The organism is Paenibacillus sp. yr247 (genome assembly GCF_900103825.1).
GTDB lineage: Bacteria > Bacillota > Bacilli > Paenibacillales > NBRC-103111 > Paenibacillus_E.
Genome location: NZ_FNIF01000006.1, coordinates 136,201 through 159,499, shown reverse-complemented (window position 1 = coordinate 159,499; position 23,299 = coordinate 136,201). Strand labels below are relative to the sequence as shown.

Genomic DNA, 23,299 nt, shown 5'->3' with positions numbered 1-23,299 from the left:
AACTAAATAATCCTATTAAAATGATTTAATGTACTCTATTGATTAGCCTTTGGAGCAGTTGTAGGTATTGGATATGGTATTCTTGCTACAGCATTTACTAATGACACTGGTGCTGCTGCTACAGCATTTCCAATTCCAACGTATTCAGTAAGCATTTGATTTTTATAATTGAAAATGTCAACCAATTGAGCGATACAAAATTCCTTTTTTTGTATTGCGGCAGGATCCTTAACAATAGGAAGAAGGAGCTGCCGTGAAGCAAGCTCCTCCATAATTTGTTTTACCATTTACTGGATTCCCAAAATAAACCGGAACCCTTATTTCCCATGGAGTCCCGGTCTAATAAATAACCAACTAAACATCTGTCTACAATCGCCCATCCCGCATGGTTGAATTTCTTGCCACACAACCCTACTAACTACGTTTGTCTCTTACATGCGGAACAGCAGCTTGTTCATATATGCGACGGTATACTTGACGCCTTGGTTTCCAAGCTCCCCGGTCCATGTATGGGAATGCGGCTCGATACTTAGGCCGCCTTCGTATCCGACACTGTACAGGATTGCCATAAATGTGCCCCAATCGGTCTGATCAAGTCCCGCTGGTGGATCGTCGAACCGCTTGCCGTCAATGATGACGGAGCCTTTAATATGTACATGTAAGAATCGATTACCCCAATCGTTCATTTCTTTCAAATAATCTTGACCGGCATAGCGGGCATGAGACGGATCATATTTAATGCCGAGCTCTGGTAAATGGCCATGAATTAACTTCCACGCTGTGTCATCCACAATAAAATTGTTCCAATGGCAATTATAGGTGGCGATTCTCACACCTTTGGCCTGCCCATATTCAATTAACTTCGAGAAGTAAGAAATCGCGGATACGACATTGTCGAAATACGAACGTTCCTTAACATAATTGCTGCCGCATACGAATACTGGGCAGCCAAGCTCGCTTGATGCGTCGATCAACGCATACGACGCTTGCAGTTCCTCTTCGATGACACTTCCGTCCTTCGCGATTCGGTCAGAGCCCCATCTTCCTATAGAGCCGACTTTTACGCCGAAGCGTTCGCTGGCAGCTTTCAGCTCCGAAACGCGGGAAGCGAACTGTTGCACATCTTGTTCCACATTAATGCAAAACTCTACGAACTCGAGCCCAAGACCGGCGGCATATTCGAAACTATTTGAATTGGGTGATGTTATAATACCTAATTTCATGATGATTCCTCTCCTTATTTTTAATGAGTAGGCTGGGCTACAGCGAATCCGATTTTTTCATTGCGCAAAAGCTTCTTCGCTCTGTCAGAAAGTTGATCGTAAGTTTCCTGTGGAATTTGAATGGTCCCGCCGTTTCGGGGCGCACGATCCTTAGGCGCATAAATCATAGCAATGTTCGGACGAGGCTGATCAGAGCGGTTCGGCGTTCCCCGATGCCACATGCGGTCATCCCTGATCATGATAGAACCGGCTGGCATAAAAGCTTTGATGGAGGTCATATGCTCGGCCAATTTGTTTTTGTTGTACGATTTAGGTCCGTACCAATAGTCGGGCAGCAAATGAGTTCCACCTGGCCAAATTTCCATTGGGCCGTTGTTTTCGTGTGTATCGACGAGAGGAAAGTTAACAACCAGGTTCGATATCGGCAGATTAACCGAACAACGATCACCAAACATCGCACCTGTATCCGCATGTACGGGTTGGCACTTTTGCCCGCCTGGCAGCGACGTGTTTGTGGCGAAATAATGGAGCACACTGTCCTCACCCAGCAAATGATCCACCACTTGCAGCACAAACGGGTGTGCGATAATCGACTCGTCAATGAACGGCATCTCGAATGGCAAATACAAGCGAATATGGTTAGTACCGTCATTAAATCCGTTCTTAGGGTTGAAAACTTCGTCGTGATGCTCCTCCAGATAGGGCTCCAAAATTTCGATATAGCGGTTGAATAATTTGTCCACCAATTGTTCAGGCAGGACCTTCTCAAAAATAACATAACCGTTGGCTTGAATGAGACTTGCAGCTAGTTCCACTGTTTCAGGCAGCAGCTTCCCGGCGGACAATTCTTCTGCACTTAATTTCAATTTCATAACCTCCAAACTTTCAGAAATTCTATAGAACTTCGAGTGCAAAAAAGTTTGAACCGGAGGAAATCGAGGTTTCGATAATGCCCATCGCGCCGTTTTTAAATGTTCCGCTCTACCTTTACTTCATGCTGTCCCGCGCCGGAAATCCGAAAGACGGCGGAACCATCGGATGCTACGGATTCCCACTTAACGGCTGCACCGTCAATAGTAACCGAAGAGGTCGCGGCATCTGCCAAATCCAGTAAGATTGTCCAATCCGGATGCTCAAGCCCGAATAGGTAAATATCCGTCATTTCGGTACGGGAGATGCGGATGCCGAGCACATTCTCGTACTTGCCCAGACCAATATGAACCTTCTCAGCTGCTATATCGTTCCATTCCTTCGGCAGTCGCGGACGCAGCATCAGTTCTCGCAAATGCGCCTTGGGCTGAATACCGAACATCCGTGTCATAAGCGGCCAAGCCATTCCGTAAATGGTCCATGCCTGCACAAAGCAGCCGTAATCCGGGGACATCTCCGAAATCGATCCCGGCAATCGCATGTTGAATGTCGAAGCAATGAGACGAATGTAACGGAGTGATTCGTCCATCCTGTCGTAACGCGCTTCAGCGACCGCCTGCACGCCCGTAGATATGGTCATCATCTGATCCTGGTACAAACCTGACAAGTACGTGCCCCACGGCCCCGTGAATTCGTCCGTCCCCATCCGGTCGAGCGCCCTGACCGCCTTATCGCGAGGCGCGAGTCCGGTTTCCATAGGCGTATTGATGACCCAGTTCTTGAACAGCCAAGCCTGCTCGCTCTCCGGATCCAGCTGCGACATCTCCGCCTTCATCTCTTCCATGTACTTGATGGCTCTGTCTGCCCCCATTCTTCGGGCACGTTCGATGTAAATATCAATCCGATTCAGCACCTTACTAACGGTCGCCATCGCGTCCGCATACAGGCCTTCCTTCTCAATCCACAGATCGCGGTTAATTTTCTCGTTGAGGCGTTCCGCCAGATGTGCATAGTGTCGTGAAAGGTCTGATTCACCGAATAACTCAGCCATCTGCGAGCCTGCACAAAGCGCCGACCATGTGTATACGGCCGAGTCGATAAGCTCTACATTGAGGCCTTCGATCTCGATAATGCCGTAGCCCTCCGGCAGCAAGTCCCCGTCCGGGTCCATTTCTTCAAGCAGCCAAGTTAATCCCTTCTTTACGGCCGTATACACACTGCGCAGGAATTCAATGTCTCCAGTCCACTGGAACACTTCCCAGACGCACTGAATAAAATGCGCGGTCTCCTGTGTATTGCCCGGATTTGCAACAAGACCGCTAGTCGACAGCTCGTGGATGATTCTGCCATTGCCGTTCTCCTTCTCCGATGCCTTCAGAATCAAATTCAGCGTCTCCTGCGCCATCTTCAATCCACCAACCGGAAGCAGGCCGAGCAGCGTGTAGCTGTTGTCGCAGCCGAACCACCACGGGTATTCCGGATGGCCTGCGCCCATTCCGCGCCCGATTTCCGGCACTTCGCGGACGAACCAATCGTTGTGAAATTTGACCCAATCGAACACTTTCTGCAGATGCTTGTCAGGAATGGTTACCACTGTACATTCCGCAATGGCCTCATACCGCAGACGTTTCGCTTCCCAAAGCTCCGCATGGCTGCTCGCAAGCTTCTTATAGGTAAGGCGTGCTTCCTCCTCGGAATTGTACGATCCGGCGATAAAAAAGCGGATTTCCGCCTCACCGTTGGCCGGTACGGACACATCCTCGTAAGAGAGCGATCCGCTAATTCCTTTGCCCGACGTCCAATGCGGTCCGAATAACTCCCTGCCGACTTTACCGCGGTTATAACCGCGATCAGCACCTAAGACGACATGCCATGGATTTAGATCATCCTTCGCCAGGAAAAGACCTTCCTCCGCAAGAAGGCGTCCTTCGTCCCGGCCGTCCTCGATGCCTTTGCCTTCTGAGAACCAAACAGGACTCAAATCCGTCCGAGCAAGGAAGCTTAAGGATAGCTTGCGGTCTCCGCCGCTCAAATCACGCAGCAAATAGGTAACAACGACACCTTCTGTATCGTCCGGGCAAAACTGCCTTCGCACAACCTCAAGCTGAAGTGACGAAAGCCGGTATCGGTGTTCGTTGAAGAACGGATAATTGTGGAACGAGTCGGATTCCGTCAGCCACTTGCCGTCAGCAGAGGATCTTGCATCGGTGTCGGCGATATGCAGCCAGAAACCGTCCAGCAGCTTGATCGGATGGACCCAAAGCCCTCCCATCTCCTGTTTAACATGATGGCCGAAATCCGGGAAACCGCCATTCTGGCTGCCTATCAGATATGCGCGATTGCCTGCGCAAATATAAAGATCCTGCCAGGATAAGCCGTGCGTTTCTCGCGATTCATGGTAATTTTCCAAAACGGATCCGAGGTTAAGATTCGTTTGTTCCAATTCGTTCATGTTTAAGCCTCCTAAGTCGAATGATTCGTTCAAAAACGATAACTGCGTAACAAAGGCAGCCTATAGCAAGTGTAATCGTGAGTCCGGATGTTACCGAGACGGTTATAGCAAGCCACGATCCCCAGACGCCGGCGATGCCGTTAACCGCGAAAAAGAGCGGTGATGAGCCTTGCGCGCGCCGTTCTTCCGTCCTGAGTCCGGCTGGCAGTGGAATGCCAAGCAGTATGCCTAGCAGAAATATGGCAATACCGATAACAGCCATGCGGGTGATTGTGCCGAGTGCAATTAGTCTGTCGCCCAGCAGGAAGTCCAGCATGATCAGTCCGATGGTAAGGACAATCACCGCAATCACGGCTACAAGAACCGATACCTTAAAACGTCCGGCAATACCGCTGCCCAGACTCCCGCCTAGCAGCATTGTAACGATGACGACGATGGCCGCAAGAACAGGGCCGCCAGCGTAAATCATTGTTTTTTGAATGATTGCGGTTTGGATGCACATATAGCCAATACCGAGCAGGATATAGTAGGACATCGCACCAAAACGTTTGGGAATGGGCGTCCGTCCCCCATCGGCCGTTGAACCGGCACGTACGCTGAGAAGCTGTGGCGCAATTTCTTGCCTCCAGAGAAAGAAGGCAAAGAGCACGGAGAGCAGCGCGATGACGATAAACCATTGATGCAGAGAAACGGGCAGCGATTGCTCCACCTGGAAGAAGAACGGCTTGTCGTCGGTCGTCGGATAAACGTTATATTCGGAATCACGAACGAACTGATCGAACCCCGTCTTGCCGTTCAAGAGCGGCTTTAGCAGCTGTTCATTCGAGTTCGGCAGGAAAAGCGCATTTAGCCCGAGAGACTGCGTTCCGGCCTTCAGAAGTTGAAGCTGCTGCTGCGTAAGCGGCGACTTCTGGATAATTGACATGGTTAGATTTGGAGAAGCGGAGCCTTCGGGCGCCATCAGAAGTGCCGTGTGCCTTGCAACATCACCTGGCTTCCCACCGGTTGTGCGCAGGAGCGATTCGAATCCGGTATAATAAGCGCGGATGCCTTCAATCCCTTGGTGCGAGATAATAATGATCCGGCCGTTCGGGTTCAGACGTTGCAAATATGTCGCGAAAGCTTCGCGGGTAAACACATAGTTCTCGGCGAGCGCTTGCCCGCCGATACCTCCGACCTGCGAATAGACAAGGTCAAGCACGATGAGATCATAAGACTCGCGGCTTCGCTCCAGCACACTGCGCCCATCGCCAATAACGGTGTGTACGCCCTGACGGTCTAGGATCGAACCATTGTAATCGGCAAAAGCCCGCATACTCTTCACAAGGCCTGGGCTCAGTTCTACAGCTGTGACTTCCTTGGCTCCAGCCATAAGCGTATATAATATATCACGTCCTCCGCCGGCACCAACGATGATCGACTTATCCGCCGGCCCAGCTGCAAACGGCAGAAACTCGATATCGCGTGCGAGCCCCGCCACCGATCCCAGGTCTCCATTGAACTTGTACATATAGCTGCCGGCTCCACCGTCGACAAACATAATTCTGCGGCTCTCGTCTGATGTGCTCACCGTATCGGTCCGCGCAAAGCTGTCCCATTCGGTGCGTATGACGCGCGCATCGGGTTTTCCCTTCAGCGTACCGACTATCGTCTTGTCAGGCGCGACACCTTTCATGCCGGTGAAATCAAGCCTCCAAGCATCGGTTTCGGCACCCAGCCATATACCAAGCGGCACTGCAACAAGCAGGACGATGCCGGTCACGAGGCCAACACTTCGGCTCTGACGTCGCTGACGGTCCGTATAACCGGCAGACAGCGAGAACATTGTTACGGCAGACGCGAAGCACAGCGCCGAGAGAGCGAATACCGTGGCAAAACCCCCAAGCCGATCGAGCAGCACATAGGAGACTGCGGCGCCCACTCCGGCGCCAAGCAGGTCGGCTGCGTAAATTATGGATGCCGGTGCGGATCCGCTGCCGAGCGCGCGGCCCATCACCCAGCCGAACAGAAAGAACGGCACGGTGCAGAGCAGTGCGTAGACCGCGAGCTCACCAACATAGGGGAACTTGGCAAGAACAAAGCTTAACGTAATAATAAACAAACCGACGGCCACGCATACCCAGCCAGCCGAACTGTTGCCTGTGCCCCCCGGGTTTTTCCGATAGGAGGCATAAGCTCCTGCCCCAATGCCAAATACGGCGAGCGACACAATGAACGATACGTAGTGGTACTGCTGTATCACGCCGAACACATTCGTAAGGGCGATCTCCAATCCTAGCACCGCAGCGGACATTAGACCAACGCCTACGGTCCAGCCAGCGCCATTTGCAAGCTTTGACATACGTTATCCCTTCGATCCGGTGAGTGTAATGCTTTCCACAAAATATTTTTGTCCCACAAAATAGAAAATGAGCGACGGAAGCATCGTGACGATGGAAGCCGTCATCAAGTAATTCCACTGAACGTCATTCTGGCTCTTGAAAAAGTTGATACCCAGTGCCAGAGTATACAATTCAGGTTTGTTCAAATAGAGCAGCGGTCCCATGAAATCGTTCCACACGCCGTTAAACTGGAAGATAGCTACCGTAATGAGCGCCGGAACCGTTAAAGGCAGAATGACACGCCACAAAATGCCAAGCGTGCTGGCACCGTCGATTTTGGCCGCTTCCTCCATCTCCATCGGGATCGACATGAAGAATTGCCGAAGCAGGAAGATGAAGAATGCATGACCGAAAAAGGCTGGCACGATGAGCGGGTAGAACGTATTCATCCACCCGAGCGACTGGAACAGGTAGAATACGGGAATCATCGTGACGGAGCTTGGCAGCATCATGGTAGAAAGCATCACAATGAAAAGTGCGTTTTTGGATTTGGCGCGAAAACGGGCGAACCCGTAAGCGACTACCGTACAGGAAACCAGCGTCCCGAAAATGTTAAGCAGAGTGATGAATATCGTATTACCGAGCCACTTGCCGAACGGAAGACCCAAGAAAGTTGTGATATAGTTGTCCCACTTGATTGGGCTGGGGATCCATTTCACAGGAACGGAGAACACCTGAAACGATTCTTTAAGCGACGTCGACAGCATCCAGGCGAAAGGCACAAGCATGACGGCGGACCCAAACAAAAGGAGCGCGTAAACGATGATGGACTTCATCAAGTTGGTATTCTTCATGCCGTCACTTCCTTTCCCCTTCGTAATATACCCATACGTCCGACGATTTCACTACAAATAGCGTGAGCATCAGGATAATCAGGAACAAGAACCACGCGAGCGCCGAAGCGTAACCCATATTGAAGTTCTCAAACGCATGCTGAAACAGATAGTAGTTGTAGAAAAGGGTTGAATTCATTGGCCCCCCTTTGGTCATGACATAAGCCTGACCGAAGGTTTGCAGAGCGCCGACAATACCCATAATCAAGTTAAAGAAAATAGTCGGCGTAAGCATTGGAACCGTAACATTCCGGAACTTCTGCCATGCGTTCGCCCCGTCTAGATTCGCCGCTTCATATAGTGAAGGAGAAATCCCTTTCAGACCAGCCAACCAAACTATCATTCCGCCGCCAATACCCCAAAGACTCATAATGATCAAGGACGGCATCGCCCAATTGGGGTCGAAAATCCACCCAGGCCCGTTAATGCCGATGTACCCGAGCATTGTATTTAATAATCCAATTTGCGGATTGAAAATCCACATCCAAAGCACCATGACGGATACGCCGCTTACTACGGCAGGCATATAGAAGATGGTGCGGAATAACCGAATTCCCCATGCCGCCTGATTGAGCAGCAGAGCAAGCGCCAAGGAGAAGATCAGCCCAAGGGGCACGGAAAAGATTGAATAAATAACCGTCACTTTAAGCGACTGCCAAAATAATGGATCCTGATTGAGTGCTTTGGAATAGTTTTTGAAGCCTACAAATTTCGCAGGTGTCAGCAAATCCCATTTCGTCAAACTAATGATAAACGAGGCGATCATCGGCCCGAGTATGAAACAAATAAACCCAATTAGCCATGGCGAGATTAACAGGTAAAACCATAGTGCCTCTTTGCGCGTTGCGTTCAACCATATTTTTTTACGTACACTGTCAGTTTCAATGAAAAATTCCGTGTTCGCCTGCTTGCTCATTTCATCACCTCAAGCGTTTGTAGCCATTTTTGTTATGGCGTTGCAGAATAGAAAAGACGGGAAGCCCTTATTGTCCTTCCCGCCCCATAGAAATCGGGTATTCTTGTTTCCCAACTGCGAGTTATTCGGATTTTGCTGCTTGCAGATCCTTGTCACCCTGCTTGGCAGCAGCATCCAGTTCGCTTTTGACGTCGATCGGTTTGCCGATCATCATTTTGTCCATAACTGTCTGCAGTGATTTGCCGCCTGAGACTCCGAAGAATGGGCTCACCTTTTCCGGGAAGTCCTTGATATTCGGGATATCGTCAAGGAACGGTTTCAACACTGGGTCGTTGGTTTGCCCAAGCTTCTCCGCCGTCGACTTCACGGCTGTGAATGCGTGCGCAGCCATCAGCTCCTGTCCTTCCGGACCAGTCAAATATTTCAGGTAATCCCAGGCCGCCTCTTTGTTCGACGATTTCGAATATAGGCCGTAACCTGCATAGCAAATCGTATTCGCTGCACCGCTCGGGCCAACAGGCATTTGAACAACTCCGAAGGATAGCTCGTTGTTTTTCTTATAGTTCTCCACTGGCCATCTGCCGGTTATGCTCATCGCCACTTTGCCTGCGCCGAATAGGTCAACACCTTTTAATGCCTGACTTTCCGTGCTGGACGGTGAAATATGGTCCTTCTGGTACATATCCTGGTACATCTGAAGCGCTTTGACAGTGCCGTCGCTGTTCATGTAGCCGTCGATTTTATTGCCATCCGGGCTGATAACGCTTCCACCATATGAATTAATCATAGGCAAAATTGCGCGAACCCAACCCCCTGGCAAGTTAACGCCCCATTGCGTATATTTGTCGTTATCTTTTAGGGTCAGCTTCTTTGCGGTGTCATAAAACTGATCCCAAGTCCACCCTGCTTTCGGATAAGGAACATTCGCAGCGTCGAACATTTTCTTGTTGTAATATACCGCAATATCTGAATAGTCTTTCGGTAACGTATAGTATTTGCCGTTCAGTTTACCTACATCAAGTACACTTTGATAATAATCTTCAACTTTAATGCCGTTGCCGCTTTTAATAAACGGTGTAAGATCTTCAAGCGCTCCTTTTTTCATGAACATACTGACATCGCCGTCGCCGATTTGGAAAATATCCGGCGCTTGACCAGCCGCGATCTGGGTCAATAGCTTGGTTCCGTACTGATCTGGCACCGATTCGATGGAGATGCTAGCATTGCTGTGTGTCTTTTTGTAGTTATCCGCGATTTGCTGTTGAATTTTGAGGCCGTCCCCGCCTTCCCAAGTACCGATACGCAGCTTGACTTCCTTCTGCGAACTGCCGTTCGATCCACCAGACGGACTGGTTGTAGCACTAGCGCCTGAATCGGATTTCTCGCCTGTACTGCAGCCCGTCACGGTAAGAGCAAATGCGATACCTAGTGCTAAAACTGCATGTCCCCTCTTCGTCATCCTTGAACACTCCTCATGGTTGAGATTTTATATTTAAAGGCTTCCGGAAATGCACAGCCTCAAATATCTTATTTGTGTGACCGAAACGTTTTGGTTTTATGCAGCAAAAAATAACAACCGATAAAAAATCGCCCTTAGCTATTTCGTGAAGGCTTTATGTTTGGCATTACGCTCTCGCGGACAATCAGTTCGGTGTTCAGAACAATTTTGCGGTTTATGTTTCTGCCTTCCAGCATGTCAATCAGTAGTTGTGCCGATTGATAACCCATTTCGTACTTATCCTGCCGGATTGTCGTCAATCTAGGCGAGCAGTACGAAGCAATCGCAATATCGTCAAAGCCGACGATTGAGATCGTTTCAGGGACCCTCCCACCGCTTCGTTCCACGGCCCGCAATGCACCGAGCACCATCAGGTCGCTGGCGGAGAATACTGCCGTCACCTCCGGTTGATTCAGCAAAATTTGATGCATGGCCTCGCAGCCGCCTTCTTCCGAAAAATTGCCGTTATATACGAATTCGGGCCGGAAGGCAATGCCGCTCTTCTCAAGCTCTTGGTGGTACCCCTTCAAACGCTCCCGACTGACAGCGGCATCATTATGGCCATTGATCATGGCGATATTCCGGTGTCCCAGTTCTAGCAGATGCCGGACGGCGATTCCTGCGCCCTGAACGTTATCTGTGGTCACGTGGCCGAGATTGGTTCCTGCTGAGGGAATGTCAATCAGCACGCACGGAAAGTTTGTGTCATGAGTGACCTCATGAAGGTATTGATCGTGAACACGCAGGCCGGAAATGATCGCTCCTGCAACGTTTCGCTCCTTGCACAAATCCGCATATGACTTGGAGAGCTGCTTCTTGGGATTGGTGCTGAACAGCAGAATGTCGTAATCTAGTTCAGATGTCCGGTCATTGATACCGCAGAGGGTTTCGTACGCCAGAGCATCCTTGGCCCCTGCACGGTTAATTTCCGACAGGATAACACCGATCGTTCGCGATTTCTTCGTCACCAAGCTCCGAGCGATCACGTTCGGGCGGTAATTTAATTCCTCGGCGACCCGCTTTATTTTCCTTCGGGTCTCCTCGCTCACATCGTTGTAGCCATTCAACGCCCGGGAAACAGTAGTGACGGAAACGCCAGCAGTTCTGGCCAAATCTTTGATTGTAATCAAGGCACCTTTCCTCACTTTTCCGAAACGTTTCGGATTACTTGCAAACCAATTATAAAACATTACCGAAAGCGTTTGCAAGCATTTTATTTTACTCTCTAGGAGATTTTTTTACACTTTGTTCTCCTAGCAATTAGATCTACCTCCACGATTAATTTTACAAAATCGGAACAAAAAACCGAAACGTTTTCATTATATTCAAAAAAAGGGCTGCAATAGGTAAGTAATCACCCCCTTATTACTTTATCAACATTTTTGTACTTTCTCGAATCACCAGTTTGGGCGACATGAAACGGATATATCCTTCACTCCCACCAAGCAGCTCCAGCAGCATATTTACAGCGGATATCCCCATTTGCCAACGATCCTGATAAATGGTAGTCAAACAAGGTTTTACAATTTCCGTAATATCAATGCCATCGAAGCCTATGATCGATATATCATCAGGTACCTTGAATCCCAACTCCATACACTTCATCATGGCACCGTAAGCCATCAAATCACTAGCACAGAATACGGCCGTTGCCTCTGGATTGTGACTCAACAAACTTTCTAACGCTTGCGATCCGCCTTCGATTTCAAAATTAGCATGAGCGACATAATTGTCATTATACGGAATACCGTTCTTATTCAGTGCTTTAATGTATCCTTCTAGTCGGAATTGACTTACGACAGTTTCTTTGTGACCATTAATGAATAAGATGTGTCGATGGCCAAAATCAATTAAATGTTGTACTGCCGAAAATGCTCCAGACACGTCTTCTGTGACAACACTTCCACAAAAAGCAGTAGCGACTGGAACTCCCATTATGACCGTGGGTATATCAGATTGCATCGCTTGCTCGATATACGGATCACCAGTGCGCACACCCGCCAATATGACTCCATCAAAGTTACGCTTTAAGCACAGATCTTTGAAACTGATCTCCTTTTGTTGTTGGGTGGATGTGCCAATTAGAAGCACATCATAGTTTCTTAATTTTGCCTGTTCATTAATCCCACAAATCACATCGTAAATAAAATGATGCCCACTTCTTGTTGTTAATCCCGAAATAACTAACCCAATGGTGTTGGTCTTTTTTAGCACAAGGTTTCTGGCAGAAGAGTTGGGCTGATAATTCAGTTGTTTAGCTATCTTTATTATTTTTTTATATGTATTTCTATTGACATCCGTATGGTTATTTAATGCTCTAGACACCGTCGTTATAGAAACACCGGCCATTTTAGCAATATCTTTAATTGTAGCTGCCATTTTTCTATCACTCCGCTGTACTTGCAAATTATTTGTATCACTTTGTTCCAGTAATTACGGAAACGTTTTCAAACAAAACTAGTAAATCTTCTAAGTAGTCACATTAGTTTTCCGCCTGCATTTCGACCTTGAACAGCAAAAAGGGGCGGTGAATGATTACATTCGACTTGCCCCTTTTCTAGCTCGTTGATAACCTCAAGAAGCTGACTGGCAAACGAAGCCGAAACGTATTTGCCTCTTGGAGCAGGTTTAAACCGGATAAACCGGATGCTTTCGATCTGAAATTACGACGCTTTTTGAGGAATATGCCTCAAACCGTTTGATTAATTCGCTTCGCAAGGTATTGGCAGGAATAATCCCGTCTATAACCATATCGGAGGCTAGGCGGTACAAGTCTATATCTTTTCTGTATTCTTCCCGCTTACTTGAGATGAAATCCGCCCGTTCCGATTCCGGCAACTCGGCGATTTTATTCGCATACACCGCGTTGACCGCCGCTTCAGGTCCCATAACGGCAATTTGCGCCGAAGGCAGGGCGAGGCAGCAATCGGGCTCGAACGCAGGCCCGGCCATGGCATACAAGCCTGCTCCGTAGGCTTTGCGGACAATAATCGAAATTTTAGGGACCGTTGCTTCGGAAACGGCGGAAATCATTTTTGCGCCATGCCGAATAATGCCCGCCTGCTCTACTCTGGTGCCAACCATAAAGCCGGGAACATCCGCCAGAAACAGAAGGGGAATGTGAAAGGCGTCGCACAAACAAATAAATTTGGCGGCTTTGTCCGCAGAATCGTGGAATAAAATGCCACCCTTCACACGCGGCTGATTGGCAATGATCCCTACCGGCTTCCCGTTAAGTCGCGCTAATCCGGTAATGAGTTCTTTAGCGAACAGCTTCTTCATTTCAAAAAAGGAGTCTTCATCGATAATCCGATCAATGAGGTCGAACATATCAAACGCCGTATACTGATTCTCAGGGATAATCTCTTCCAGTGTTTTTTCCAGATCTTTCGGAGGTTGCGGTTCGCAAACAGGCGGTTTTTCGGTAAAATTAGCTGGAAAAAAAGCGAGATAGTCCCTGGCAAGCGCAATTGCTTCTTCTTCACTATGAGCGAGTACATCGCCGCAGCCTGATACGGAGCAATGCATTTTGGCGCCGCCCAGCTGCTCCAAGGTTGCCTTTTCCCCTGTAACGATTTCTACGATCCGCGGGGAGCCGAGGTACATCGAAGCATTGCCCTCGACCATAATCACAATATCGCAAAACGCCGGAATATAGGCGCCTCCTGCCGCAGATGGTCCGAATAAAATACAGATCTGCGGGATTTTCCCCGATAGCTTTACCTGATTATAAAAAATCCTTCCGGCACCCCGCCGTCCTGGATACATCTCAACCTGGTCCGTAATCCGTGCGCCCGCCGAATCGACGAGGTAAAGGAGTGGCACCCGCATTTTGTCCGCGGTTTCCTGCATGCGAATCATCTTTTCTACCGTCCTGGCCCCCCACGAACCCGCTTTGACCGTCGAATCATTCGCGATTACGCAAACCGTCTGTCCGTTTATTTTCCCTATGACCGTTACTACTCCGTCCGCAGGCAAGTCATGCTCTACACAGTTGGCAAATAAGGAATCCTCGAGTTCGAATTCCGAATCAAACAGCAGCTGAAGCCGGTCGCGGACGAACAGCTTCCCCTGCTCCGTATTTTTCTCATGATATTTGGGGGCGCCCCCCTTCTTGATCTGTTCGATCCGCTCTTGCAGTAGGTCTTTCTGCGATTCGATTTCTTTGGACATCTGGATTACTCCCCTTTAAATATCGGGTGGCGTTTTTCACGAAATGCTTGCAGCCCTTCCAGGCGATCCTTAGTCGAGATGGTTGCCTCATACGCCTGCTGCTCAATGGCCAACCCGGTTCGGAGGTCGGTATCCACTCCCTTATTGATCGCGAGCTTGGCTTGTGTGACAGCAATCGGAGCGTTTCGGGCAATCTCGCCAGCTAATTCGATCGCTTTGTCCAGTACTTTACCGGCTGGTGCGATATGTGCAACAAGTCCGATCTGCAGCGCTTCGTCAGCTACAATTCGTCTAGCCGTAATAATCAACTCTTTTGCCCGTCCAATGCCCACTAGCCTTGGCAATCGCTGTGTTCCGCCGGCACCCGGAATAATGCCCAGGGACGTTTCGGTAAGACCAAGCTTTGCTGTCTTAACTGCGATACGGATATCACAAGCGAGAGCCAGCTCCAGTCCTCCTCCAAAGGCCGCACCGTTGATGGCTGCAATGACCGGCTTAGGGAGCGCTTCAACTTCGTTAATCGTTTCACGAATGAACGTAACAGCATGACGAACTTCCGACTCATTCATTCCAGCGCGTTCTTTCAAGTCGGCACCTGCACAGAATGCTGAATCGCCCTCACCAATGATAATCACACAGCGAACGGATGTATCCGATCTGCAATCGGCAAGCACGGTTTGAAGTTCAGTCAGCAGCTGCATGTTTAATGCATTTGCCGCTTGAGGCCGATTCAGAGTTATGACTGCAATCCCCTGACTGTTTTTGGAGACCAACACTAACTTTTCCATGTTCTTCACCCCAGAATTTGATTTGCAATCACCATCCTCTGGATCTCCGAGGTTCCTTCACCAATCTCCAACAGCTTCGCATCACGCATGCTGCGCTCCACTTCATACTCTCTCATGTAGCCGTAGCCACCATGAATTTGAACCGCTTGGTCGCATACTTTCATACACATCTCCGAAGCAAATAATTTAGCCATCGCCGCTTCCTTTTTAAATCTTCTTCCTTGATCCTTGAGCCAAGCTGCTTTATATACCATGGTACGAGCTATTTCAATATACATAGCCATATCCGCCAGTTTGAATTGAATGGCTTGAAATGCAGATAGATTGCGCCCGAATTGTTTACGTTGTTTGGCGTATTGGAGAGATTTCTCGTATGCGCCTTGCGCTATGCCGACAGCCATCGCGCCGATACCGATTCTCCCTCCGTCGAGAGCAGCCAAAAACTGTTTGTAGCCATTGCCTTCAATTCCCAAAAGGTTGCCTCTGGGTACGCGCACTTGATCAAGCACTAGCTCCGTTGTATTGGAAGCGTGAAGCCCCATTTTTTCATAGTTATCAAGTACGGTAAAACCAGGCGTATCCGTAGGTACGATAAAAGCACTTATTCCGTTTGTTCCTTTGGAATTGTCAGTGACAGCGGTCAGTACGAGGTTCTGCGCGTAGCTGGCATTCGTAATAAAACATTTGGAGCCGTTTATCACCCATTCATCCCCATCAAGATCAGCAGACGTTCGAGTTCCTCCAGCATCCGACCCAGCCTCTGGCTCGGTTAGCCCGAAAGCGCCCAGATACTCCCCTTTACATAGAGGAGTTAAAAAATTGGTCTTTTGCTCCTCACTTCCATATAGATGAATTGGCGCTCCTCCCAACGAAATATGAGCGGAGTAGGTGATTCCGGTAGATGCGCAGCCTCGGCTTAGCTCTTCAACGACGATAGCAAAGCTTATTGTATCTGCCCCTCCACCCCCATATTGTTCAGGGAAAGGAAGCCCCATAAGCTCGAGCTTTGCCAATTTTTCGAATATTTCCTTTGGAAATATTCCCGTACGGTCTCTATCAATGGCCCCCGGGGCAACCTCGGATTCTGCAAAATCATGAATCATATTTCGGATCATCGTTTGCTCTGCCGTCAAATCGAAATGCATCATCTCCACAACCTTTCTACGTAAGACTTGGAGTGATTACTTCGTCCTCGATTTCGATTTCTAGTCGCATTAAGTTGGACGCATAACATTTTCCAAGATTATCCATTCTCATAGATGCAGAACCGCCCCCGCTCAATGCCTCCTTGCACACAAAATTCATCGCTTGCAGATTAGGCAATAAATAACGGGTAACTTCTCCATCTACTAATCCGGCAAAATGCTTCTTTACCCGCTCCGCGGTTACTTCTCTCATCAGTACCCCGTATATAGCCGCATTTGGGGCAAATAAGGCAATATTTATCGTGTTTCCCTTATCGCCTGAACGTGCTTGCGCGACATACCGAAGCTGTATTCGGGCCATTGCCTACACCTCCAGAACGTTCACTTGAACCCCGCTCTCAACAATTTCGCGCGGCACGAGACATGACCACATCCCAAGCAGCTCGCGCGGTTTCATCATACCCAGGAATCCGCCCATGGCCGGAGGACCGCTAAGCATCAACGGCGGAAAAAGTCTGCCCAGCTTGGCTGCATCATCCTTGTTCCTCGTACGTACGGCGATACGCAAATACACTTCATTCAGCTCTTCCTGTGGCAATTTCGCGAGTGGTCCGTGTAATGAATTGTAGCCGAGATAATCCGTTTGGATGTCGTCAAACTGCAAACCTATTCGCTCGATTTGCTTACGTATAATGCGATCTGCGGTCCGTGCTTTGGCGAGTGCGTCGGGCCATGAATAGCCACATAGCGCTTGCCCGAGCCAGCCGTCCGCATACCCCATGACAACCTTCAACTGATCGGGATGCTTCGTTCCACGAGCGCCTGTCACACGCACCCGGTTCACACCTATTTCCTCCAATTGAACTTCTGTCAGGTTCAATACAACATCCGGCGTCATGTAAGCGGACGGGTCATGAATCTCGTACAACAGCTGTTCCTTTACTGTATCTACGGAGACAAGCCCACCCGTTCCCTCCGTCTTCGTAAGGACAAATTCTCCATCTTCTCGGACTTCCGCCACTGGAAAGCCGATGTTATCTAAATCTTTAATGGACTGCCAATCCCCACTGAAATTTCCTCCCATTGCCTGCCCGGAGCACTCCATGAGGTGCCCCATCAGTATGCCTTGCGCCATACGGTTCCAATCCTCCTGCTCCCAGCCAAATTCATAGACTAACGGAGCAAGAAATAACGCGGAGTCGGTCGTCCGTCCGGTTACGATCACGTCGGCGCCTAGCCGAAGCGCTTCCACAACGGAACCGATACCTAGATAGGCGTTGGCAAATACCAAACGATCCCTAATGGATCCCAAATTTCTTCCATCTTCCATATGATGTAGGGAAATGCCCTGCTGCTCCCAATCATCTAATCGATCCCGAACATCGTCACCTGTGACCACTGCCACTTTCAGTCCTTCAATCCCCATTTCCCGGGCAATACGCAGTACCTCCTGTCCGGCTCCATGCGGATTCATTCCCCCGGCATTTGTCAGTATTTTTAATCCCTTTTCTTTTACAAAAGGTAGAAGCTCAATCATCGTTCGTGTAATGTCTCCTGTATATCCCTTGGCCCGGTCTCTTTGCCGATCTTTTTGCAAAATGGCTAGCGTTAATTCTGCGAGACAATCGAAACATAGATACTGGACATTCCCATTCTTCGCCGTTTCAATTGCAGGTATAATGGAGTCCCCATAAAATCCTTGTCCTGCCCCAATTCGGATCGTTTTCATGTCAGCCCCCTTTCAACTCGAAGTCATCAGGTACAGCTTTATAATCATTTTATGGGGGGGACAAACGTTTTTATTCGGCTTCTCCATGAAAAAAACGCTGAAAGTCATTTGTAGGCGGTATTGTCACAGTTTTCTTTATTCTTTTTCTCAAGATGAGGATTCACCAAGACGACTTCAAATTTTCAAACATCGGATATACACAATTTAGTAGAAGAAATGAAAAATATATATTGACGAAAACGCTTTCATGTTGCAAAATTTTCCTGTGAACTTTTTTACAAAATATGCGAAAGGAGTGTGACATTGATCATGCAGAATAAACAAAATGAAAAAAATGCCAGCCAATGGTGGTACATCCTTCTGATCATTCCTTTTATAGCTATGCTGTGGCCTTCATCCTATTCTACTGCAGAGCCAAAACTGGCGGGAATGCCATTTTTTTACTGGTATCAATTGTTGTGGGTTATTATCAGTGCAGTGTTAACGGCAGTCGTTTATTTCGCTACTAAGCGAAAATAAGAGAGAGAAGGAGCTATTATGAATATTAATTGGACGGCATTCATTGTTTTCTTATTGTTCTTTCTACTAGTTACGGTTATCGGATTTTATTCGGCAAGATGGCGTCAAGGGAACCTTGAGCTTCTCGATGAGTGGGGATTAGGTGGAAGAAGGTTCGGAACGCTGATCACCTGGTTTCTCCTAGGCGGAGATCTTTATACGGCCTATACGTTTATTGCCGTTCCTGCTTCGATGTATGGGAAAGGCGCGATCGGATTTTTCGCTGTTCCGTATACCATTATCATTTATCCGTTCATATTTGTCGTTATGCCGCGCCTGTGGTCAGTTGCCAAAAAGCATGGCTACATTACGGCAGCAGATTTCGTTAAGGGACGTTTTGGAAGCAGTTCCCTTGCATTGGCTGTCGCGGTTACAGGTATTTTGGCTACGATGCCGTACATAGCGCTTCAATTGGTTGGTATGCAGGCTGTACTCGATGCCATGGGATTTACGGGGACAGGTTTTATGCACGATTTGCCGCTTATCATTGCCTTCCTGGTACTGGCGATTTATACATTTAATAGCGGTCTTCGCGCTCCGGCCGCCATTGCCATTGTCAAAGATTTGATGATCTATATCACTGTTATTGCAGCCGTTATTTATATCCCGTATAAGCTTGGCGGATTTGGTCCGATCTTTGATGCCGCAGCAATCAAGCATAAGGAAGCTGTCATCCTTGGTCCTAAGGCTTATGCGCCTTATGCGACGTTGGCACTTGGCTCCGCACTTGCCTTGTTCCTGTACCCGCACTCCTTGATCGGGATCTTCAGTTCGAGCAGTCGAAATGTGATTAAACGCAACTCCGCACTGCTGCCGGCCTACTCGTTCGTGCTGGGTATCATTGCATTGCTTGGGTTTATGGCGATTGCCGCTGGCATCACGACGAAGGATGGCAACGCTGCTATTCCGGAATTGTTCCTTAAAATGTTCCCTAGCTGGTTTGCAGGATTTGGGTTCGCCGCAATCGGTATAGGTGCCCTTGTCCCAGCTGCGATCATGTCGATTGCTGCGGCCAACCTGTTTTCGCGCAATATTTATAAAGCGTATATCAACAAAAATGCCACAGACACGCAGGAATCCAAGGTTGCAAAATGGTTCTCGCTTGTTGTGAAAGTCGGCGCATTGCTGTTCATTTTCTTAATGAACAAACAGGACGCAATCAACCTGCAGCTGCTGGGCGGGATCTGGATTCTTCAAACCTTGCCTGCGGTCGTAGTCGGCTTATACACAAGATGGTTGAATCGTTGGGCTATGGTAATTGGCTGGCTAATTGGGATGGTATACGGTACATTTATGGCCGTTTCAACCAGTTATGGAAATCAGTACAAGCTGCCATTCGGACTATCCGGCGCTTCGACGGTATATTCTGGGCTCTATGCGCTAGTATTGAATTTCATTGTGGCCATCGTCCTAACTTTCATCTTCCGTGCGATTGGTATCGGAAATGGCAAAGACGAAACGCAACCGCAAGATTATCATTTTGACGTAGCAGAAGATCAAAACAACACTCACTCCATTGGAAACTCCCGCCATGTATAAAATGAAGAAAACGGAGCCTGCAAACTTGCAAGGCTCCGTTTCTGTTTTCAATTTGCGGAATAGGCTGCCGAGCGAATCATAAGTAGCTAAAAGAGGATAACTAGAGCAAATACCCTCGCTACTCGAGTCCACTGGACTGCGAATAGCAAGGCTATTGTGGTTTGCCGTTATCCGTTTGATTTGATCAACCTTGACTTACCCGGATTGCCTGCTCGAGATCGTACAGAATGTCCTCAATTGCTTCTGTGCCGACAGACAACCGTATTAGTCCCGGTGTTACACCAGTCGCCTGCTGTTCCTGCTCTGATAACTGCTGATGAGTTGTGCTGGCAGGATGAATAATAAGCGATTTAGAATCTCCCACATTAGCCAGATGGGAAAACAATTTTACGGCATTGATAAGACGCTTGCCAGCTTCCACACCGCCTTTAATTTCAAAAGTAAGAATCGCTCCTTGTCCCTTAGGCAAATACTTTTTCGCGAGCTCGTAGGAAGGATGACTCTCAAGGCCAGCGTAGCTTACCCCTTCTACATCCTCGTGCTGCTCTAAATACTCGGCAACCTTCAAAGTGTTCGATGAGTGACGTTCCATACGAAGGTGAAGAGTTTCAAGACCTTGCAGCATCAAAAAGGAGTTGAAGGGCGAAATCGCTGCGCCCATATCTCTTAACAGCTGTACGCGTGCTTTAATAATATAGGCAATTGACCCAACTGCATCTGTATACACAACACCGTGGTAGCTGGGGTCCGGAGTTGTTAATCCAGGGAATTTTCCGCTTGCGGCCCAGTCAAACTTGCCGCTGTCCACAATTACGCCGCCGATGGAGGTGCCATGTCCGCCGATAAATTTGGTAGCGGAATGAACCACAATATCCGCTCCATGTGTAATCGGCTTTAGTAAATAAGGGCTAGGGAACGTATTATCAACAATCAGCGGAATGCCGTTCTCATGTGCAATTCGCGCAACGGCTTCAATATCCAGAACATCGCCCTTCGGATTTCCAATCGTTTCAGCAAATAATGCCTTGGTTTTGTCAGTAATTGCTGCGCGGAAGTTTTCCGGGTTACTTGGATCGACGAACCGCACGTGAATCCCTAGCTTCTTTAGCGTATACGAAAACAAATTATATGTTCCGCCATAGAGGCTTGTTGCAGATACAATTTCATCGCCTGCTTCGGCAATGTTCAGAATTGAATAAGTAATCGCTGCCTGTCCGGATGCTACGCCAAGCGCACCAATGCCTCCTTCCAGTGCCGCAATCCGTTTTTCGAATACATCGGTTGTCGGATTCATGATACGCGTATAAATATTGCCAAACTCCTTCAATCCGAACAAATTGGCCGCATGCTCAGCGTCTCTGAAGCCATAAGAGGTCGTTTGATAAATCGGTACAGCACGAGAGAAGGTCGAAGGATCAAGTTCCTGTCCGCCATGCACTGCCAGTGTCTCTTCCAAAAAGCGTCTTTCCTCTGAAAATTGTTCCGCCATTGAAGTTCACTCCCCAAAGTCCAGAAATTGTAATACTCTTCCATATTATTCTCGTTTAGGGATCTTTGAATCTAAACGTATTGCTCCGGTAAAGCCTTAATTAACTCTTCATATTTTAGCGCGATAGCGATTTCCAAAATATGAACCGGATTTTGATTTATCCGTTAGTCAATGGAGCAGGATCCTCCCACCAGCCAAAGCCCACTCGCGACGGAACAGTCCCCCTCTCCTGTGAACGTAAAAAAGCGATGATAGAGCTTCCTGGAGGCAGGATAATCATGCCTTGTAAATCGTTTGTAACGGTTGACTTAGGCTCCGCTATTTGTACAAATGAAAACAGACCATCCTTAGGAGATTCGCTCAGCCGATCTGCATCCCGCAGCTCCACCTTAGGTATCGGAATGGGACAAATCGCCTGATTAACTGAGGCAACATTCCGAGAGACGGTTCCTTTTCCTAGGGAGTTGTTTTTCAACCAAAATTCAACAGTAAATGGATTGGGTGAATAATTCGTAACCGTAAATACATCACATAATAAATGGATACCGGAATCACTCGGATTGAATAGTCCTCCCCAAGCGTAATTACGTTCTCCAAAAGTTAACAACCCCGTCTGTCCGAGAAAATAATTTCCAAGCCGGGTTTGATAAACAGATTCGGTCATATTGATGACCTCAACAGGCTGCTCTGCACTTTTTCTGTGTTGAAAGCTCATTGCTGACCTCCAACTGAATTTTTTTCCTCCCACCATCTGAATACGATTCTAGACTCATATATAAATGGGCCTGGAGATTTCAAGAAAATAGCAAAGGACCCACCGGGTGGTATGACGATTCCGCCTTTGTTAGAATCGCTCATAAACGTTGAATTCGGGGGAACGATTCGGTTACTCACATTTACTCCCCCTATAGGAATTTCATTAATTTGGCTAGCGTATTGCAGCTTTACTTTAGGCTGGGTAGGTGGATTTAGCGTGAGATTGGCGGGATGAACAAGAGAAGAGGTATTGCCTTTTCCAGTAAGTTTGGGGTTAACCCATATTTCCATATTAAAGAATTGGCTTGAAAAATTGGTGATGGCAAAAATGTCTAAGAACAGGATGACTCCTGATTCTGCGGGATTGAACACTCCACCCCAAGCGTTCTGTTGCTGACCCTCCATTATGAGCGCATCGGTCTGGCCGATAAAATAATTGCCCCGAAATGAATTCAACGTACGACTCTTCACATCCACCACTTCAACAGGCTGGCGCCTTTTTTTGATCAAGCCGAACACGGGATCCCTCCTTCATGCCAGCATTCGCCAATCAGCAGGCTTTACCACATTTTATTTTCGATTTCCCAAAAGCATTCACGTTTATTGTTCCGTCATCGATACGTAATTAAAGTCGAATGATCAAACAAGCAAACGTTGCTAAAGTTCTTGTCATTGATTAATCACCGTTTCGCATGAACAAGTAGGGAAATTGCTAGATAGGAATCTATAGTCGATCTGACAAATAGCTTAGTAGTTCTTGCAGTTGTTTACAATGAAAGCTATTCGGCGAGGAAAGCAAGTACCTCGGGAAGGGCGGTTTGTGACGTTGTTATGTGATCTACGTTGTGGAACCGTTTGAGGCTAGCATTTGGGATGACCGAAGCATCGATAATCATCAAGCATCCCGAGGGGACTTTTTGTACTTTCACTCACCACCAGGGCAATGAGA

The 23,299-nt window shown here is 48.2% G+C and carries 20 protein-coding genes; 2 read left to right on the top strand and 18 right to left on the bottom strand.

What is annotated here, in order from left to right; all coding sequences use genetic code 11:
* Positions 1-35: 35 nt before the first annotated feature.
* From BLT91_RS14455 to BLT91_RS14385, 15 genes are all read right to left on the bottom strand, one after another.
* A complete protein-coding gene (locus tag BLT91_RS14455; RefSeq protein ID WP_090822028.1) occupies positions 36-287 on the bottom strand; it encodes a hypothetical protein in 252 nt (83 codons plus the stop codon).
* A 144-nt stretch (positions 288-431) separates the two neighbouring features.
* Complete coding sequence (locus BLT91_RS14450) at positions 432-1,223, bottom strand: sugar phosphate isomerase/epimerase family protein (protein ID WP_090822026.1); 792 nt, start codon at positions 1,221-1,223, stop codon at positions 432-434.
* A gap of 20 nt (positions 1,224-1,243) precedes the next feature.
* Positions 1,244-2,089: a phytanoyl-CoA dioxygenase family protein gene (locus tag BLT91_RS14445; protein ID WP_175532304.1), complete on the bottom strand. Its 846-nt coding sequence runs from the start codon at positions 2,087-2,089 to the stop codon at positions 1,244-1,246.
* Positions 2,090-2,190: 101 nt separating this feature from the next.
* Positions 2,191-4,545, bottom strand: a complete 2,355-nt coding sequence (locus BLT91_RS14440; protein WP_090822022.1) for an alpha-L-rhamnosidase-related protein — start codon at positions 4,543-4,545, stop codon at positions 2,191-2,193.
* Complete coding sequence (locus tag BLT91_RS14435) at positions 4,517-6,565, bottom strand: spermidine synthase family protein (RefSeq protein WP_175532303.1); 2,049 nt, start codon at positions 6,563-6,565, stop codon at positions 4,517-4,519. The genes BLT91_RS14440 and BLT91_RS14435 overlap by 29 nt, the downstream gene beginning before the upstream one ends.
* Positions 6,566-6,889: 324 nt before the next feature.
* Positions 6,890-7,720, bottom strand: a complete 831-nt coding sequence (locus BLT91_RS14430; protein ID WP_090822017.1) for a carbohydrate ABC transporter permease — start codon at positions 7,718-7,720, stop codon at positions 6,890-6,892.
* 4 nt (positions 7,721-7,724) lie between these two features.
* On the bottom strand, positions 7,725-8,675 hold the full coding sequence (locus BLT91_RS14425) for a carbohydrate ABC transporter permease (RefSeq protein ID WP_090822015.1): 951 nt from the start codon (positions 8,673-8,675) through the stop codon (positions 7,725-7,727).
* Positions 8,676-8,796: 121 nt separating this feature from the next.
* The gene (locus BLT91_RS14420; RefSeq protein ID WP_090822013.1) at positions 8,797-10,134 is read right to left on the bottom strand and encodes an ABC transporter substrate-binding protein; all 1,338 of its coding nucleotides are present in this window, start codon (positions 10,132-10,134) and stop codon (positions 8,797-8,799) included.
* 134 nt (positions 10,135-10,268) lie between these two features.
* Positions 10,269-11,363 carry a LacI family DNA-binding transcriptional regulator gene (locus BLT91_RS14415; protein ID WP_302847497.1) on the bottom strand — a complete coding sequence of 365 codons (1,095 nt, stop codon included), beginning with the start codon at positions 11,361-11,363 and terminating at the stop codon, positions 10,269-10,271.
* Between the two features lie 175 nt (positions 11,364-11,538).
* The gene (locus BLT91_RS14410) at positions 11,539-12,552 is read right to left on the bottom strand and encodes a LacI family DNA-binding transcriptional regulator (protein ID WP_090822012.1); all 1,014 of its coding nucleotides are present in this window, start codon (positions 12,550-12,552) and stop codon (positions 11,539-11,541) included.
* Positions 12,553-12,801: 249 nt separating this feature from the next.
* A complete protein-coding gene (locus BLT91_RS14405) occupies positions 12,802-14,346 on the bottom strand; it encodes an acyl-CoA carboxylase subunit beta (RefSeq protein WP_090822010.1) in 1,545 nt (514 codons plus the stop codon).
* A 5-nt stretch (positions 14,347-14,351) separates the two neighbouring features.
* Complete coding sequence (locus BLT91_RS14400; protein ID WP_090822007.1) at positions 14,352-15,134, bottom strand: enoyl-CoA hydratase; 783 nt, start codon at positions 15,132-15,134, stop codon at positions 14,352-14,354.
* 5 nt (positions 15,135-15,139) lie between these two features.
* Positions 15,140-16,279 (bottom strand): acyl-CoA dehydrogenase, encoded by a 1,140-nt coding sequence (locus tag BLT91_RS14395; protein ID WP_090822005.1) that lies wholly within the window; start codon positions 16,277-16,279, stop codon positions 15,140-15,142.
* A gap of 16 nt (positions 16,280-16,295) precedes the next feature.
* The gene (locus tag BLT91_RS14390; protein WP_090822003.1) at positions 16,296-16,640 is read right to left on the bottom strand and encodes an AtuA-related protein; all 345 of its coding nucleotides are present in this window, start codon (positions 16,638-16,640) and stop codon (positions 16,296-16,298) included.
* A gap of 3 nt (positions 16,641-16,643) precedes the next feature.
* Positions 16,644-18,008, bottom strand: coding sequence for an acyclic terpene utilization AtuA family protein (locus tag BLT91_RS14385; RefSeq protein WP_090822001.1), 1,365 nt, complete (start codon positions 18,006-18,008; stop codon positions 16,644-16,646).
* A 309-nt stretch (positions 18,009-18,317) separates the two neighbouring features.
* Here BLT91_RS14385 and BLT91_RS14380 point away from each other — a divergent pair, with 309 nt between their 5' ends.
* Together BLT91_RS14380 and mctP are read left to right on the top strand one after the other, a co-directional pair.
* Entirely contained in the window at positions 18,318-18,527 is a 210-nt protein-coding gene (locus tag BLT91_RS14380) for a DUF3311 domain-containing protein (RefSeq protein WP_090822130.1), read from the top strand.
* 18 nt (positions 18,528-18,545) lie between these two features.
* Positions 18,546-20,105, top strand: coding sequence for a monocarboxylate uptake permease MctP (gene mctP, locus BLT91_RS14375; protein ID WP_090821999.1), 1,560 nt, complete (start codon positions 18,546-18,548; stop codon positions 20,103-20,105).
* 184 nt (positions 20,106-20,289) lie between these two features.
* On the opposite strand, the gene BLT91_RS14370 is transcribed toward mctP, so the two are convergent.
* From BLT91_RS14370 to BLT91_RS14360, 3 genes are all read right to left on the bottom strand, one after another.
* Complete coding sequence (locus BLT91_RS14370; protein ID WP_090821997.1) at positions 20,290-21,594, bottom strand: homocysteine synthase; 1,305 nt, start codon at positions 21,592-21,594, stop codon at positions 20,290-20,292.
* A gap of 157 nt (positions 21,595-21,751) precedes the next feature.
* Entirely contained in the window at positions 21,752-22,309 is a 558-nt protein-coding gene (locus BLT91_RS14365; RefSeq protein WP_090821995.1) for a DUF6143 family protein, read from the bottom strand.
* Entirely contained in the window at positions 22,306-22,869 is a 564-nt protein-coding gene (locus tag BLT91_RS14360; protein WP_175532302.1) for a DUF6143 family protein, read from the bottom strand. The genes BLT91_RS14365 and BLT91_RS14360 overlap by 4 nt, the downstream gene beginning before the upstream one ends.
* Between the last annotated feature and the right edge of the window lie 430 nt (positions 22,870-23,299).

Excerpts from the sequence above, each read along its gene's own strand:
- BLT91_RS14390 (WP_090822003.1), bottom strand. The coding sequence starts at position 16,640 with ATGGCCCGAATACAGCTTCGGTATGTCGCGCAAGCACGTTCAGGCGAT.
- BLT91_RS14450 (WP_090822026.1), bottom strand. The coding sequence starts at position 1,223 with ATGAAATTAGGTATTATAACATCACCCAATTCAAATAGTTTCGAATAT.
- BLT91_RS14440 (WP_090822022.1), bottom strand. The coding sequence starts at position 4,545 with ATGAACGAATTGGAACAAACGAATCTTAACCTCGGATCCGTTTTGGAA.
- BLT91_RS14410 (WP_090822012.1), bottom strand. The coding sequence starts at position 12,552 with ATGGCAGCTACAATTAAAGATATTGCTAAAATGGCCGGTGTTTCTATA.
- BLT91_RS14385 (WP_090822001.1), bottom strand. The coding sequence starts at position 18,008 with ATGAAAACGATCCGAATTGGGGCAGGACAAGGATTTTATGGGGACTCC.
- BLT91_RS14395 (WP_090822005.1), bottom strand. The coding sequence starts at position 16,279 with ATGCATTTCGATTTGACGGCAGAGCAAACGATGATCCGAAATATGATT.
- BLT91_RS14430 (WP_090822017.1), bottom strand. The coding sequence starts at position 7,720 with ATGAAGAATACCAACTTGATGAAGTCCATCATCGTTTACGCGCTCCTT.
- BLT91_RS14365 (WP_090821995.1), bottom strand. The coding sequence starts at position 22,309 with ATGAGCTTTCAACACAGAAAAAGTGCAGAGCAGCCTGTTGAGGTCATC.
- BLT91_RS14455 (WP_090822028.1), bottom strand. The coding sequence starts at position 287 with ATGGTAAAACAAATTATGGAGGAGCTTGCTTCACGGCAGCTCCTTCTT.
- BLT91_RS14420 (WP_090822013.1), bottom strand. The coding sequence starts at position 10,134 with ATGACGAAGAGGGGACATGCAGTTTTAGCACTAGGTATCGCATTTGCT.
- BLT91_RS14370 (WP_090821997.1), bottom strand. The coding sequence starts at position 21,594 with ATGGCGGAACAATTTTCAGAGGAAAGACGCTTTTTGGAAGAGACACTG.
- BLT91_RS14405 (WP_090822010.1), bottom strand. The coding sequence starts at position 14,346 with ATGTCCAAAGAAATCGAATCGCAGAAAGACCTACTGCAAGAGCGGATC.
- BLT91_RS14380 (WP_090822130.1), top strand. The coding sequence starts at position 18,318 with ATGCAGAATAAACAAAATGAAAAAAATGCCAGCCAATGGTGGTACATC.
- BLT91_RS14425 (WP_090822015.1), bottom strand. The coding sequence starts at position 8,675 with ATGAGCAAGCAGGCGAACACGGAATTTTTCATTGAAACTGACAGTGTA.
- mctP (WP_090821999.1), top strand. The coding sequence starts at position 18,546 with ATGAATATTAATTGGACGGCATTCATTGTTTTCTTATTGTTCTTTCTA.
- BLT91_RS14400 (WP_090822007.1), bottom strand. The coding sequence starts at position 15,134 with ATGGAAAAGTTAGTGTTGGTCTCCAAAAACAGTCAGGGGATTGCAGTC.
- BLT91_RS14415 (WP_302847497.1), bottom strand. The coding sequence starts at position 11,363 with ATGTTTTATAATTGGTTTGCAAGTAATCCGAAACGTTTCGGAAAAGTG.